This window comes from Pedococcus cremeus (genome assembly GCF_900111375.1).
Lineage (GTDB): Bacteria > Actinomycetota > Actinomycetes > Actinomycetales > Dermatophilaceae > Pedococcus_A > Pedococcus_A cremeus.
The window spans coordinates 338,999-353,498 of the sequence record NZ_FOHB01000003.1 but is presented as its reverse complement, the minus strand read 5'-3'; the positions used below and the strand labels follow the sequence as shown (position 1 = coordinate 353,498).

General features: G+C 73.0%; 14 protein-coding genes. 7 read left to right on the top strand and 7 right to left on the bottom strand.

The window, feature by feature from the left end:
• Positions 1 to 26: 26 nt before the first annotated feature.
• Positions 27 to 983: an ornithine cyclodeaminase gene (locus BMW78_RS07685; protein WP_091757984.1), complete on the top strand. Its 957-nt coding sequence runs from the start codon at positions 27 to 29 to the stop codon at positions 981 to 983.
• A 9-nt stretch (positions 984 to 992) separates the two neighbouring features.
• Positions 993 to 1,778: a tyrosine-protein phosphatase gene (locus tag BMW78_RS07680; protein ID WP_091757983.1), complete on the top strand. Its 786-nt coding sequence runs from the start codon at positions 993 to 995 to the stop codon at positions 1,776 to 1,778.
• Here the strand turns inward: BMW78_RS07680 and BMW78_RS07675 are convergent.
• The 3 genes from BMW78_RS07675 to BMW78_RS07665 all read right to left on the bottom strand — a co-directional run bounded on the left by BMW78_RS07675 (position 1,775) and on the right by BMW78_RS07665 (position 5,502).
• Positions 1,775 to 2,242: a hotdog fold domain-containing protein gene (locus tag BMW78_RS07675; protein WP_091757982.1), complete on the bottom strand. Its 468-nt coding sequence runs from the start codon at positions 2,240 to 2,242 to the stop codon at positions 1,775 to 1,777. The genes BMW78_RS07680 and BMW78_RS07675 overlap by 4 nt on opposite strands.
• A gap of 52 nt (positions 2,243 to 2,294) precedes the next feature.
• Positions 2,295 to 4,142 (bottom strand): translation elongation factor 4, encoded by a 1,848-nt coding sequence (gene lepA, locus BMW78_RS07670; RefSeq protein ID WP_091757981.1) that lies wholly within the window; start codon positions 4,140 to 4,142, stop codon positions 2,295 to 2,297.
• A 136-nt stretch (positions 4,143 to 4,278) separates the two neighbouring features.
• Complete coding sequence (locus BMW78_RS07665) at positions 4,279 to 5,502, bottom strand: MFS transporter (RefSeq protein ID WP_091757980.1); 1,224 nt, start codon at positions 5,500 to 5,502, stop codon at positions 4,279 to 4,281.
• Positions 5,503 to 5,577: 75 nt separating this feature from the next.
• Here BMW78_RS07665 and BMW78_RS07660 point away from each other — a divergent pair, with 75 nt between their 5' ends.
• Positions 5,578 to 6,567 (top strand): phosphotransferase family protein, encoded by a 990-nt coding sequence (locus tag BMW78_RS07660; RefSeq protein ID WP_091757979.1) that lies wholly within the window; start codon positions 5,578 to 5,580, stop codon positions 6,565 to 6,567.
• A 39-nt stretch (positions 6,568 to 6,606) separates the two neighbouring features.
• A complete protein-coding gene (locus tag BMW78_RS07655; RefSeq protein ID WP_091757978.1) occupies positions 6,607 to 7,191 on the top strand; it encodes a type II toxin-antitoxin system PemK/MazF family toxin in 585 nt (194 codons plus the stop codon).
• A gap of 125 nt (positions 7,192 to 7,316) precedes the next feature.
• Here the strand turns inward: BMW78_RS07655 and rpsT are convergent, their stop codons facing one another.
• The 4 genes from rpsT to BMW78_RS21000 all read right to left on the bottom strand — a co-directional run bounded on the left by rpsT (position 7,317) and on the right by BMW78_RS21000 (position 12,306).
• The gene (rpsT, locus tag BMW78_RS07650; protein ID WP_091757977.1) at positions 7,317 to 7,577 is read right to left on the bottom strand and encodes a 30S ribosomal protein S20; all 261 of its coding nucleotides are present in this window, start codon (positions 7,575 to 7,577) and stop codon (positions 7,317 to 7,319) included.
• Positions 7,578 to 7,834: 257 nt separating this feature from the next.
• On the bottom strand, positions 7,835 to 8,818 hold the full coding sequence (holA, locus tag BMW78_RS07645) for a DNA polymerase III subunit delta (RefSeq protein WP_091757976.1): 984 nt from the start codon (positions 8,816 to 8,818) through the stop codon (positions 7,835 to 7,837).
• A gap of 90 nt (positions 8,819 to 8,908) precedes the next feature.
• Positions 8,909 to 11,185 (bottom strand): ATP-dependent DNA helicase, encoded by a 2,277-nt coding sequence (locus BMW78_RS07640; RefSeq protein ID WP_091757975.1) that lies wholly within the window; start codon positions 11,183 to 11,185, stop codon positions 8,909 to 8,911.
• Positions 11,186 to 11,241: 56 nt separating this feature from the next.
• Positions 11,242 to 12,306: a GNAT family N-acetyltransferase gene (locus BMW78_RS21000; protein WP_091757974.1), complete on the bottom strand. Its 1,065-nt coding sequence runs from the start codon at positions 12,304 to 12,306 to the stop codon at positions 11,242 to 11,244.
• A gap of 219 nt (positions 12,307 to 12,525) precedes the next feature.
• Between BMW78_RS21000 and BMW78_RS07630 the strand changes: the two genes are divergently transcribed.
• Genes BMW78_RS07630 through BMW78_RS07620 form a run of 3 tightly spaced genes read left to right on the top strand, consistent with a single transcriptional unit; the run spans position 12,526 to position 14,419 of the window.
• Positions 12,526 to 13,314, top strand: coding sequence for a hypothetical protein (locus BMW78_RS07630; protein ID WP_091757973.1), 789 nt, complete (start codon positions 12,526 to 12,528; stop codon positions 13,312 to 13,314).
• Positions 13,311 to 13,781, top strand: a complete 471-nt coding sequence (locus BMW78_RS07625; protein ID WP_091757972.1) for a phage holin family protein — start codon at positions 13,311 to 13,313, stop codon at positions 13,779 to 13,781. The genes BMW78_RS07630 and BMW78_RS07625 overlap by 4 nt, the downstream gene beginning before the upstream one ends.
• Positions 13,778 to 14,419 carry a DUF3618 domain-containing protein gene (locus BMW78_RS07620; RefSeq protein ID WP_245735724.1) on the top strand — a complete coding sequence of 214 codons (642 nt, stop codon included), beginning with the start codon at positions 13,778 to 13,780 and terminating at the stop codon, positions 14,417 to 14,419. Before BMW78_RS07625 ends, BMW78_RS07620 begins: the two co-directional genes overlap by 4 nt.
• The last annotated feature ends 81 nt before the right edge of the window (positions 14,420 to 14,500 follow it).

Genomic DNA, 14,500 nt, shown 5'->3' with positions numbered 1-14,500 from the left:
GGCCTTGCCGTCGGTAGGTTGGGCCGATGCGCGTGCTGACCGAAGACGACGTCCGCCGGCTGCTCCCCCGTCCCGAGGAGTGCGTCGAGCTCGTCGCGGCCGCCCTCACGGCCCTGGCCGACGGAAGGGCGGAGGTGCCGCCCAAGCCGGCCGTGCACACGCTGCCCGGCACGTTCGCCAACGCCATGCCCGCCGCGTGGCCCGAGCGCGGGCTGCTGGGCTGCAAGTGGATCAGCATCTTCCCCGACAACCCCTCACGCGGGCTGCCGACAGCGGCGGGCGTGATGATCGTCAACGACGGCGCGACGGGGCTCCCGGTGTGCCTGATGCCGGCGGCCGAGCTCACCGCCGCCCGCACGGCTGCCGTGAGCGGTGCCTGCGTGCGCGCCCTCGCGCCGGTCCGCCCCGGACCGGTGGCCATCACAGGGGCCGGCGTGCAGGCTCGCTCACACCTGCGGGTGCTCGAGGCGCTCGGGTGCGACGACGTCGTGGTCTGGGCGCGCCGCCCGGAGGCGCGCGACGCCCTGGTGGCCTGGGCCGCGGAGGCGACGCCCGGCATACGGCTGCGCACCGCGGCCGACCCGGCAGCGGCGGTGAGGGACGCTGCCGTCGTCGTCACCGCGCTCTCCATCGGCGTCGAGGGCGCCGAGCTGGACCCTTCGTGGGTGCGCGACGACGCCCTGCTGCTGCCGCTGGACTACGCCACCTCGGTGGGGCCGGCCCTGGCCGCGACCGCGCTGCTGGCGGCCGACCACCGCACTCAGTTCGAGGCCGTGCGGGCGGAGCGGAAGCTCGGCGACTACCCCTCACCGACCACGTGGACCGGTGCCCTGCTCGGCCCAGCAGCCGTCGAGAGCCCGCGGGGACGGGTGGTCTGCCAGAACCTCGGCAACGGGCTGAGCGACCTCGTGGTCGCCGACGCGGTGTGGCGGGCGGTGCGGGACAACGGAGTCGGGCAGGTGGTTGACGGTGCGGCGTCGTAAGGTCGGCCCGTGAGCATTGGATGGGTGGACCTCGACGGCGTCGTGAACATGCGGGATGTCGGGGGGCTGCCCACTGCTGACGGGCGCACCGTGCGCACCGGCCGCCTGTTGCGCTCGGACAACCTCCAGGACCTCACCGAGCGCGACGTCAAGCGCCTCGTGGAGGACCTCGGCGTCACCGACATCGTCGACCTGCGCAGCAACGTCGAGTTCCACGCCGAGGGACCCGGGCCGCTGACCCTGACCCCGCTGACCCACCACCGCCACTCGCTCTTCCGCGACGACGAGACCGAGGTCACCGTCGAGGACGCCCTCGTCCTCCCCTGGCAGACGGAGGCCGCGCGCGAGCGGCTCAAGAGCCACGACGACGACTACTGGGCCAGCCACTACCTCGGCTACCTCGCCGACCGGCCCGACTCGGTCGCCGCGGCCCTCCACGTCATCGCGACGGCGCCGGGCGCCACCGTCGTGCACTGCGCGGCCGGCAAGGACCGCACCGGCACCGTCGTCGGGATGGCGCTGGCCGTCGCCGGCGTGCCGGCCGAGGAGATCGTCGCCGACTACGTCGCCACGGCGGAGCGCATCGAGCGCATCGTCGAACGCCTCATCAGCCGCCCCGCCTACGCCGACAACCTGCGCGGCCGGCCGATCGAGGACCACCTGCCCAAGCCCGAGACGATGGCCCGCATCCTCGAGGTCCTCGAGGAGAGGTACGGCGGGGCCCCCGGGTGGCTGGTCCAGCAGGGGTGGTCCGAGGAGCAGGTCGCCGCCCTCCGCACCAGCCTGGTGGGCTAGCGCGCCGGACGGTCCGAGATGTGCAGGCGGATCACGCCCTGCACGACGGGCGTGCCGTCCTCGCGCAGCGCACGCACCCGCACGGGCACCTCGCTCGCACCGTCGGCCCAGTCCTGCGGGTCGGTCTCGGCGATGCAGCGGATGTCGCTGGTGGCCTTCGCGGTGTAGTCGACGCTCATGCCCTTGGGGATCCAGCGCCGGCCGGGCGGGGTCGTCGCCTCCGCGAGGGCGCCCATCGCGGCCTCCAGGCCGTTGCAGATGGCGATCACGTGCACCGTGCCGAGGTGGTTCTGCACCCGGCGCCGCTTCCGCACCACCAGCTCGGCGTGGTGCGGGCGCAGCTCGACGAACCGCGGCCTCGACGTGCGGAAGTAGGGCGCCGCCTGCTCGAAGACGAGCGAGAACAGCCGCCGTCCCTGCGGGTATGCCGCGAGGCGGCGGTACAGCGCGTACGTGTCCACCATGGCGGTGATATTACCCGCCGGTAACCGTGTGTGGTGGCGTCGCGGCCGGCCGCTACTTCTTGGACTTCTCGGTGGTGCCGGCGTCGGAGGACAGCGCCGCGATGAAGGCCTCCGGCGGGACCTCGACCGTGCCGATGTTCTTCATCCGCTTCTTGCCGGCCTTCTGCTTCTCGAGCAGCTTGCGCTTGCGGCTGATGTCACCGCCGTAGCACTTGGCGAGGACGTCCTTGCGGATCGCGCGGATGTTCTCGCGGGCGATGATGCGGGCGCCGATGGCGGCCTGGATCGGCACCTCGAACTGCTGGCGCGGGATGAGGTCCTTGAGCTTGCTGGCCATCATCACGCCGTAGGCGTACGCCTTGTCCTTGTGCACGATCGCGCTGAACGCGTCGACGGTCTCGCCCTGGAGCAGGATGTCGACCTTGACGAGGTCGGCGGCCTGGTCGCCGTCGGGCTCGTAGTCGAGCGAGGCGTAGCCGCGGGTGCGCGACTTCAGCTGGTCGAAGAAGTCGAACACGATCTCGGCGAGCGGCAGGGTGTAGCGCATCTCGACGCGGTCCTCGGACAGGTAGTCCATGCCGCGCAGGCTCCCCCGCTTCTGCTGGCAGAGCTCCATGATGGCGCCGATGAACTCGCTCGGCGCCAGGATCGTCGCCCGCACCACCGGCTCGCGGACCTCGGCGATCTTGCCGTAGGGGAACTCGCTGGGGTTGGTGACCGACAGCTTCTTGCCGTCGTCCATCGTCACGTCGTAGACGACGTTGGGCAGCGTGGAGATGAGGTCGAGGTCGAACTCGCGCTCGAGCCGCTCGCGGACGATCTCGAGGTGGAGCATGCCGAGGAACCCGATCCGGAAGCCGAAGCCGAGGGCGGCGGACGTCTCCGGCTCGTAGACCAGCGCCGCGTCGTTGAGCTTGAGCTTGTCGAGGGCGTCGCGCAGGTCGGGGTAGTCCGAGCCGTCGATCGGGTAGAGCCCGGAGAACACCATCGGCTTGGGGTCGCGGTAGCCCCCGAGCGCATCCTTGGCGGGCTTGGCGGCGTTGGTGACCGTGTCACCGACACGCGACTGGCGCACGTCCTTCACGCCGGTGATGAGGTAGCCGACCTCACCGACGCCGAGGCCCTTCGACGGCACCGGCTCCGGCGAGATGACGCCGATCTCGAGGAGCTCGTGCGTCGCCCGCGTCGACATCATCTGGATGCGCTCGCGCGGGTTCAGGTTCCCGTCGATGACCCGGACGTAGGTGACGACGCCGCGGTAGGTGTCGTAGACGGAGTCGAAGATCATGGCGCGGGCCGGCGCGTCGGCGTCGCCCACCGGCGCGGGGAGCTGCTGGACGATCTGGTCGAGCAGCGGCTCGACGCCGACACCGGTCTTGCCTGACACCTGCAGGCAGTCCTCCGGCTCGCAGCCGATGAGGCCGGCGAGCTCCTCGGCGAACTTCTCCGGCTGCGCCGCGGGCAGGTCGATCTTGTTGAGCACGGGGATGATCGTGAGGTCGTTCTCCATGGCCAGGTAGAGGTTGGCCAGGGTCTGGGCCTCGATGCCCTGCGCAGCGTCGACGAGCAGGACGGCACCCTCACAGGCCGCCAGCGAGCGGGACACCTCGTAGGTGAAGTCGACGTGCCCGGGGGTGTCGATCATGTTCAGCGCGTAGGTCGTGCCGTCCAGCTCCCACGGCATGCGGACGGCCTGGGACTTGATGGTGATGCCGCGCTCGCGCTCGATGTCCATCCGGTCGAGGTACTGCGCGCGCATGGCCCGGGCGTCGACCACGCCGGTCATCTGGAGCATGCGGTCCGCGAGCGTCGACTTCCCGTGGTCGATGTGGGCGATGATGCAGAAGTTCCGGATCAGCTCCGGCGGCGTTGCGTGCGGCTGCAGCGCGGTGCGGGCCATGGGTGACACGGGGTTCTCGAACCTCACGGGCGTCGGGGACGGAATCGTCACAGTCTCCCATGACCCCCGGTATGCCGGTGACGCACCGCCCGCGATCGTGGACCGGGCCCCGGCGAGCCGACCTACGGGGTGCTGGTCAGCGTGTTCCAGTCGCGAGCCGGCCGTCGCTGACCGCCAGCGCGGCGGCTCGCGTGGTGCGACGCTGGGTCACCGCCGAGACGAGGGCGAGGCCCACGCCGAGCACGGCCAGGCCGGCACCCACGCGTGAGGGCCACTCGTAGCCCAGGCCGGCCGCCAGGACGACCGAGCCCAGCCAGGCGCCGAGGGCGTTGGCGATGTTGAGGCTGGAGTGGTTGAGGGCCGCGGCGAGCGACTGGCCCTCGTGGGCGACGTCCATGAGCCGGGTCTGCAGCATCGGCACCAGGATGCTCGGCAGCACCCCGAGGAGGAACACCATGACCACCGCGAGCACCGGCTGGTGCGCCGCGAACCCGAACACCACCAGCATCACCGCGATGAGCCCGAGGGTGGTGACGATCCCCCGCATGATGCCGCGGCGGGCCACGCGCCCGGAGAGCTGCGTGCCCACCGTCATGCCGACCCCGTAGACCGCCAGGACCAGCGGGATGGCCGCCGGTGACAGCCCGGCGAGCTCGGTCATGGTCGGCGAGATGTAGGCGTAGGTCGCGAACATGCCGCCGAAGCCGACGGTGCCGATGCCCAGGGCGAGCCAGACCTGCGGCCGGTGCAGTGCCCGCAGCTCGGCCCGCACCGACTCCTCCCCCGTCGCGGCGGTGAACGGCACCCAGCGCCAGACCGCGAGCACGGTGAGCAGCGCGATGACGCCGACCGCGGCATACGGCCACTGCCAGCCGAAGTCCTGGCCGAGCTTCGTCGTCAGGGGGACCCCGACGATGTTGGCCACCGTGAGCCCGGTGAGCACCATGGCGACCGCCCACGTGCGCCGGTGCAGCGGCACCAGCGACGCCGCGACCAGCGAGGCGATGCCGAAGTAGGCACCGTGCGGGAGGCCCGAGGCGAACCGGGCGACCATGAGCGCCGGGTAGCTCGTGGCGAGGGCGGAGGCGACGTGCGCGGCCGCGAAGGCGGCCATCAGCCAGAGCAGAAGGTGCTTGCGCGGCAGCTTGGCGCCGAGCGCGGCGAGCAGCGGCGCGCCGACCACGACGCCCGCGGCGTACGCCGAGACGACGTGACCGGCCGTCGGGATGTCGATGTTCACCCCGGCGGCCACCTCGGGCAGCAGCCCCATGGTGACGAACTCGCTGGTGCCGATGGCGAACCCTCCGGCAGCCAGGGCGAGGAGGGCGAGGCCGGTCCTCCCCCGGCTGTGCTGCGTCATGGGGCAAGGGTAGGGAGCGCAGGGAGTGCCCCATGCGCCAGGGCCAGGGGGCGAGATGGCCCAGAATGGCCGGCGATGAGCACCGGACCCCTCGAGCCACGCGAGCTCGACTACCGCCGCACGGCCGACCGGCCCACCTTCGCCGACCTTCCCGCCGAGGTGCGCGCCCGCCTCGCCGAGCTGGCAGGCGGAGCCGTCGTGGCCGACCCGCCCGTGAGGAGCGGCTTCACCCGCGCCTACGCAGGTCGACTCTCGCTCGCCGACGGCCGGGCCGTCTTTGCCAAGGCAGCCGACACCTCCGCGCCGCACGCACGGGTGGCCATCGAGCGTGAGTCCGCGGTGCTCGCGCACCTTGCCGGCCGCGCCACCGCACCTCACCTGGTCGGCTCGGCGGCCGTGGACGAGTGGCGCCTCATCGTCATGGAGGCCGTGGACGGTGACATGCCCGGTATGCCGTGGACCACGACCGCTGCCGACGCCGTGCACCGGGCGTGCCTGGCCGCGGCCGAGGTGCCGGCCGACGTCGTCGTCGCGCTGACGGCCGACCTGCTCGCCGTCGACCTCGGCTCGGACCCCGTCGCCCTCAATGCCCTGGAGTCGCTGGCCGGCGGGGTGGACCCGTGGCCGGGCTGGCTGACGCCGCTGACCGCAGAGCAGCGCAGCGAGCTCGCCGGCCTCGCGGGCCACGCGGGCGCCGCCCTGGCCGGGACACAGGTCGTGCACGGTGACCTGCGCCCCGACAACCTCGTGGTCGACCGCACCGGCACCGCCCGGATGGTCGACTGGAACTGGGTGTCACGCGGCCCGGCGTGGGTGGACTTCGTCGGGCTGTGGCCACTGATGGCGCACCACGGCCTCGACGTGACCCGTTGGCAGGGCTCGCCCCTGCTGGTCGGCGTGGACCCGGACGCGGTCGACGCGTTCCTCGCCGTGGTGGTCGGCCTGATGGTCGACAAGGCCCGTGGCGACGACAGCAGCCCCAGCCTGGCGGTCCTGCGCGCGCACCAGCGCTTCACCGCCCACACCTTCCTGGCGCTCCTCGCCAGCCGGCGACGCTGGGCCTGAGCAGCACGACCTGCCGCCCCGGCCGGTACGGTGCCGGGCATGGCCGCACCACGACCCGGACAGCGACCCAGACAGCGACTCGGACGGCAGCTCGCCCGCCTGCTCGGCAGGGCCGTCCGCGGGCGGCGCCCCACCACCCGGGGCGCGGCGGCCACGAGTGCTGGGGGCGCGACCACGAGTGCTGGGGGCGCGACCACGAGCGCTGGGGGCGCGACCACGGAGGCGTACCCGGGCGACTTCGACGGCGTGCCGCAGATGACCTATGCACCCTCGGACGACGGTGACCCCGACCCGGGCGAGATCGTCTGGACCTGGGTGCCCTACGAGGAGGACCACAGCCGCGGCAAGGACCGCCCCGTGCTCGTCATCGGCCACGACGGCCCCTGGCTGCTCGCCCTGATGCTGACCAGCCAGGACCACGACCGCGATGCCGCCCAGGAGGCCCGGTGGGGCCGCCACTGGGTCGACATCGGCTCCGGTCCGTGGGACCGGCAGGGGCGCCCGAGCGAGGCCCGCGTCGACCGGGTCCTGCGCGTCGACCCCACCCGGGTGCGCCGCGAGGGCGCCGTCCTGCCGCGCGAGCGGTTCACCGAGGTGGCCGCGGCGGTCCGCGCCGCGCACTGAGCGGCTCCTCTCCCGCCGCGCCGGGACGGTGGGCGCCCCGGGACCGGGACGGTGGGCGCCGGGGATGCGACAGGGCCCGTCACCGCGGTGCAGTGACGGGCCCTGTCGTCAGGCGGCGCCTCTGGTCAGAGGGAGGCGGCCTTCCTCGCCATGGCCGACTTCTTGTTGGCGGCCTGGTTCTTGTGGATGACGCCCTTGCTCACGGCCTTGTCGAGCTTGGTCGAGGCGACCTTGAGGGCCTCCTTGGCCGTGTCGGCGTCGCCGGTCTCCGCGGCCTCGCGGAACTTGCGGATCCAGGTCTTGAGCTCGCTCTTGACGGCCTTGTTGCGCTCGGTCGCAACGCGGTTGGTCTTGATCCGCTTCAGCTGGGACTTGATGTTTGCCACAGTGTGTCTTTCTGGTTGGTCGGTTGGTTGCCGTTAGAGGGCGGCAGACGCGGCTCGGGACCGGGCGTGGGGCACCCGTGGTTGAGCCTGCGCTGGGTGGTGCTGCATGCGCGCACGACCTAGGCGCGCACGCGAGGACCAAATCTACCAGCGGCCCGGGCCGGGCGACAAAACGCGTGTGCCGCGCCGTCCCGACCCTGCGACGCGCCACCCGCTCGGCGCCACCCGCTCGGCGCCACCCGCTCGGCGCCACCTTCTCAGCGCTGGCCACTGCCCTGGCGCTCGCGGGTGATGGTCAGGATCGCCCGCTCGACGGCATACACGGGGTCGCGCCCGCCGCCCTTGACCTCGAAGTCGGCCGCGGCGACGGCCTGGATCGATCGGCCGAGCGCCTCGGCGTCCCAGCCGCTGAGTGCGCGGCGCGCCTTGTCGACCTGCCACGGAGCCATCCCGAGGTCGCGGGCCACGTCGGCCGACCGGCCGCGGCCGGCGTGGCCGACGCGGACGAGCTGGCGCAGCTGCTGGGCGAGCACCGCCACGATCGGCACCGGGTCGACGCCGGTGGCGATCGCGTGCCGCAGCAGCCTCAGGGCCTCGCCCGTGTTGCCGGCGACGGCGGCGTCGGCGACCCGGAAGCCGGTGGCCTCGACCTTGCCGCCGTGGTACTTCTCCACGAGCGCCTCGTCGATGACCCCGGTCGTGTCGGAGACCAGCTGCTGGCAGGCGGCCGAGAGCTCGCGCAGGTCCTTGCCGACGGCCTCGATGAGGGCCCGCACGGCCTCGGGGGTCGCGCGCCGCCGGGCCGCCCGGAACTCGTTGGTGGCGAAGTCGGTCTTGTCACGGTCCGTCTTGATGGCGGGGCAGTCGATGACGCGGGCGCCGCCCTTCTTCAGGGTGTCGAGCACCTTCTTGCCACGCTGCCCCGACTTGTGGGTGACGACCAGCGTGACGTCGGGCTCGGGGGCCGCGAGGAACGCGAGCAGGTCGGTCTGGAGCTCGTCGGAGGCCTCGTCGAGGTCCTGGACGACCACCGCCTTCTGGCCGCCGAACAGCGAGGGGCTGGTGTGCACCATGAGGGACCCGGGCTCGTAGCCGGCGGCCTGCAACCGCACCACTTCGACGTCGGGGGCGGTGACCCTCACCTCGGCCATCACCGACGTCAGCGCGCGCTCGGCGAGGATGCCCTCCGGACCCGTGATGAGGACGAGCGGCGGCACGGTGCGCTGGGGGGTCACGGTCACGGCCCAAGCCTGCCACGCGGGTGTGACGGGACGGTGCCGGGTTCGCGGCCCGGGGGCCGCCGACCGCCGGGAGGCTGGCCGGACGGCGTGTCAGTCGAAGGACATCCGGGCGGCACCCGACGCGTCCAGCCCGAGACCGCGGAGGCGGGCGGCAACGACGTCCTCGGGCAGCTCGAGGCTCTCGGCCAGCTCCTCGAGCGTCAGCCCGAGCTCGACGCCGTCGCGCAGCTCCTCGTCGGCGTCCGCGGTCCACGAGTGCCCCTGGGTGACCGCCGTCCGCGACGCCGCGGCGGGCGGGGGCGCCGGCGCGACGGGCCGGGCGTCGGCCTCCGGCCGCGGGTGCTCCGCGCCGTCGCCCATGGTGGTGCCCGCGACCGCACCGGCGACGCCTCGCAGGGCGGGCTCGTGCACCGTCACGGGCTCCGGCGCCGTCTCGTCGAGGCGACGCAGGGCGGCGAGCACACGCTCCCGGTCGGTGGTCGGCCAGAAGGGCGGCAGCGAGCGCTGGAGGAATCCGGCATACCGCGCGGTCATCATGCGCGAGTCGAGGAAGGCGACGACGCCGCGGTCGTCGCCGCGTCGGATCAGGCGGCCGGCACCCTGGGCGAGCCGCAGTGCGGCGTGGGTGGCCGACACCGCCATGAAGCCGTTACCGCCCATCCGGGCGATGGCCTGCGAGCGTGCCGAGGAGAGCGGGTCGTCGGGGCGCGGGAACGGGATGCGGTCGATGATGACGAGCTGGCAGGCCGAACCGGGCACGTCGACGCCCTGCCACAGGGTGAGCGTGCCGAAGAGGCAGGTCTGCGGGTCGCGGGCGAACTGCCGCACCAGCGTGGTGATCTGGTCCTCGCCCTGGCAGAGGAAGCCGATGTCGCCTTCCATGTCGGAGAACCGCTCGCGCATCGCCTCGGTGGCCTCGCGGGCCGCGCGCATCGACGAGAACAGGCCGAGGGTGCGTCCGCCCGCCGCCCGGATGAGCGCCTCGATCTCGTCGAGCGTCTGCTCGGCGAGGCCGTCACGACCCGGCGCGGGGAGGTGCTGGGCGACGTAGGCGATCGCCTGCTTGGGGTAGTCGAAGGGGCTCCCGACGTCGAGGCCGCGCCAGTCGGGGGCCCCCTCGCCGCGCAGGCCGAGCGTGCCGGCGACCGCGTCGAAGGTGCCTCCCAGCTCGAGGGTGGCCGACGTCATGACCACGGTGCGGTCGCCGAAGACCTTGTCGCGCAACAGCATCGCCACGCTCATCGGAGCCACCCGCAGCACCGTTCCCCGCCGCGGGTCGCGGTTCACCCAGACCACGTCGAGCTCGCGCTGCTCGAGGATGCGGGCGCTGTTCTCGTACATCTCGTCGATCGAGGCACGGGCGACCTGGCGGTTGCCGTCGGCCTCCTCCCCCGGCTTGGGCTTCAGCTCGCTCTGCACCTGCCGAGTCGTGTCGCGCACGCGGGCGAGGGCGAGCTCGAGGGCATCGGGCACGCCGGTCAGCCGGCCCTCCGGCAGCTCGTCGAGCACCCCCTGGAGGAAGACGCCGGCGTCGTCCACGGCATCGGTCGACTCCGCGAGGCGCGCGGCCCGCTTGGCCGCGGCCGACACCATGGTGGCGGTGATCTCGTCGGTGACCGTGGAGGTCACCCGGTCGACGAGCTCGTGGGCCTCGTCGACGATGAGCACCTTGTGCTCCGGCAGCATCTGGCGCCCCTCGAAGGAGTCGATGGCCATGAAGGAGTGGTTGGTGACGACGACGTCGACCTCCTTCGCCGCCTCCCGCGACCGCTCGACGAAGCATTCGGTGACCATGGGGCACTTGCCGCCGAGGCACTCGTGCGCGCTGACCGACACCTGCCGCCAGGCCCGCTCGCTGACGCCGGGCACCAGCTCGTCGCGGTCGCCGGACTCGGTGACCTCGGCCCACTCGCGCAGCCGCACCACCTCGGCGCCGAGGCGGCTCGCCTGCTGGTCGACCTGCCCGACGGACAGGAAGGCGCCCTCGTCGTCGTCGGGGAAGCCGCCCTCGAGCTTGTGGGCGCACAGGTAGTTGCGCCGGCCCTTCACCAGGGCGTAGGTCGGCCGGCGGCCGAGCAGCGGCGCGAGCGCGTCGGCCAGCCGGGGCATGTCGCGGTCGACGATCTGCGCCTGCAGGGCCAGGGTCGCCGTCGCCACCACGGCGGGCCTGCCCTCCTGCATGGCGTGCTGCACCGCGGGGATGAGGTAGGCCAGCGACTTCCCGGTGCCCGTCCCCGCCTGCACGAGGAGGTGCTCGTCCTTGGCGATGGCGTCGGCCACCGCATGCGCCATCTGCACCTGGCCGGGTCGCTCCACTCCCCCGACGCCCTGGACGGCAGCGTGCAACAGGTCGTCGAGCGAAGGCATGGGCCAAGGGTATGCCGTGGCGACCGGTGGACGGTCGGGTGCGGTCATGTGGGGGGTCAGCTGCCGCCGTGCGGCTGGAGCGCCGCGCCGTCGAGCCGGCGCGCCATGATGACGTCGTCGCGGTCGTCGCCCGGTGCGACCCGGATGGCGCCCGGCACGCGACCGACCTCGGTGTAGCCGCACCGGGCGTAGAAGCCGCCCACGCCCGTGCCGCTGCGGTAGTCGAGGGTGACCAGCTCGACGCCGTCCATCTCCCGGGCCAGCCGGTGCATGCCGGCCATGAGCAGCCGGCCGAGGTTGCGGCCCTGCAGGTCGGGGTCGACCATCACCCGGTAGAGCCAGCGGGCGTGCGCGAGCAGTGGTGTCGGGGACTCGTCCCACCAGGCGAGGCCGAGCAGCCGCCCTGCGGGGTCGAGCAGCTGGCCGAGGACCGCCCGCCCGGCGGCCATGGTCGCCTCGTGCCGGGCAAGGGTCGCCTCCACCTCGTCGCGGCCCGCGCCGGGCGCGAAGCCGACGGCCCCGCCGGCGTCGTTGACCCGGCACCAGAGGTCGAGCACCTGCTCACGACTCGGCACCCGCTCCACGTCCGCGACCCCGACCACCCGGGGCGCCTCGAGCACCACCGAGGGCTCCTCGTCGGGCCGGTCGTCGGCGTGGCGCACGGTGCCCGCACGGAACAGCCCCGCCCGTTCGGCGGTGCGCAGCGACGCGTGGTGAGCCGGCCGCACGACGGCCCGGACCGGCATACCGGGCAGCCACTCGGTGGCCAGGACCACCGCCTCGCGCGCCACCTCGCGCGCGTAGCCGCGGCCGTGGGCGTCGTGGTCGAAGCGGTAGTAGAGGTTGAGGTGGTCGCCCGCGTGACGCACCCCGGCCATGCCCACCGGTGCCCCGGTGGCCAGGTCCTCGACCACCCAGTACCCGAAGCCGTGCTCGTCCCAGTGCCGGACGAATCCGTCGAAGACACAACGGTTCTCGTCCTCAGTGCGCATCGCCTGAGGAGCGTGGGTGTACAGCCGCGGGTCGGTGTGGAGGGCGACGTGGAACGGCAGGTCGCCGTCGACCGGGCGGCGCAGGCGGAGACGGGCGGTGGTGGTCTCGAACGGCATCTCGGCGGGCACGGGGCAACGCTACTGGCGGCCACCCACAGGTCACGCACGACCGGACCGGGCAGGTCCGGCGCGGTCCCGGAGTCCCTCGAGTCGCCCTTTCCCCGGGCCCGTGTCACGGTGGTGGCACAAGGGAACGGCGCCTCTCGTGCCAGTACCCGCGCTCAAGCAGTCGGGCGTTTCATCGCCTGGCACGTAGCGCGTTTCAGACCACACGAGAGGAACAACGGCATGACCGACCGACCGTTTGGCACCAGTACCGCGATCCCGACCACCACCCAGCCCGAGGGCTCGACCAGCGACGTCGCCAAGGACCAGGCCAAGAGCGTGGCCAGCGACGCCAAGCAGGGCGGCCAGCAGGTCGCGCAGACCGCCAAGGAGCAGACCCAGGAGGTCGCCTCCGAGGCCAAGCACCAGGCCCAGCAGCTCTACCAGCAGGTCCGCGGCGAGCTCGGCGACCAGGCAGCGACCCAGCACCAGCGGGCCGCCAGCGGCCTGCGCAGCCTCGGCGACGAGCTCGGGGCGATGGCCCGTGGGCAGTCCACACAGCAGGGCCTCGCGAGCGACCTCGCCCAGCAGGCGTCCGACCGGGTCAGCGCCCTGGCCGGCTGGCTGGAGACACGCGAGCCGGGAGACGTCCTCCACGAGGTGACCGGCTTTGCCCGCCGCAAGCCCGGGACCTTCCTCGCCGCTGCCGCCGCCGTCGGCTTCCTCGGGGGCCGTCTCACCCGGGGCCTCGCGGCCGAGGCCTCCGACGACAGCTCCAGCAACGGCATGGCCGGCGTGCAGACGACGGCGGGCCAGTTCAACGGCACCTCCGTGCCGCGGGCACCCGGCACCGACTTCAGCACTGGCAGCAACGGCTACAACCCGGGCCCCGCCACGGCGGCCCCGCAGTCCACCACGCAGCCCACGCCGCTGCCCGACGAGACCGGCTGGCCGGAGCCGGGCGCCGTCCCCCCGACGGGTCCGGGCGCCTCCACCGGGCTGGCCCCGGGAACGGGTGAGGAGCGCATATGAGCACTGCCGCAACCAGCGGCCCTGGCACCGGCGGCTTCGGTGACGACCAGATCCAGGGCTCGCACGACACGTACGTGAAGGGCGAGGTCTCCTCGATCGGCGCCCTCATCAGCGACATCGCGGGCGACCTCTCGACGCTGATGCGACAGGAGGTCGAGCTGGCCAAGGCCGAGGCTCGCGACTCCGCACAGCGTGCCGGCAAGGGCGCCGGGATGCTGGGCGGTGCCGGAGCGGCCGCGTCCTACGCCGTGCTGTTCCTCTCCATCGCCCTGTGGTGGGCCATCGGAGACCTCATCGGCAGCCTGGGCTGGTCCGCGGTCATCGTCGGCGTCCTCTGGGCGATCGTGGCGGCCGCCCTGGCCAGCATCGGCCGGAAGAAGCTCAAGGAAGTGCAGGGCATGAAGCGCACGGTGGAGACCGCCAAGCAGGTTCCGCCCGCGCTCAAGGGAAACGAGGACCGGGTATGACCGAGCAGATGAGCAACGACCCCGACATGATCCGCGCCGACATCGAGCGGACCCGCAGCGAGCTGAGCCGTGACGTGAACGCGCTCGGCGAGGCTGCATCGCCCGGCAACGTCGCCAAGCGCCAGGCAGGCAAGGTCGGCGAGAAGGTCACCGGGGCCGCGACGAGCGTGAAGGAGCGTGTGATGGGAACGGCAGACGACATGACCAGCTCAGCCGGCGGGGCGGCCTCGGGCCTGACCGACCGCGCCTCCGGCATGGCCTCCGGCGTCAGTGACCGTGCGTCGGACGCCACCTACACCGCCAAGCGGAAGACCCAGGGCAACCCGCTCGCCGCGGGCGTCATCGCCCTCGGTGCCGGGTGGCTCCTCGGTTCGCTGCTGCCTGCGAGCGAGAAGGAGCGCGCCGCGGCCTCGACCGTCAAGGAGAAGGCCCAGCCGGTGGTGCAGGAGGCCCAGTCCGTGGCGAAGGAGGCGGCCGAGCACCTCAAGGAGCCCGCGAAGGACTCGATGGAGTCCGTCAAGGACACGGCGCAGGATGCCGTCGAGACCGTGAGGTCCGAGGGTCAGTCCGCGGCCCACGACGTCAAGGGCAGCGCCCAGGACGCCAAGGACACCGTGCAGCAGCAGTCCGGCAGCTGAGCCGCCGCAGCCGCTGACAGCGGAGCCCGCCGCCCCTCAGGGGGCGGCGGGCTCCGTCGTTCGTGTGCTGTGCCGGGCCGG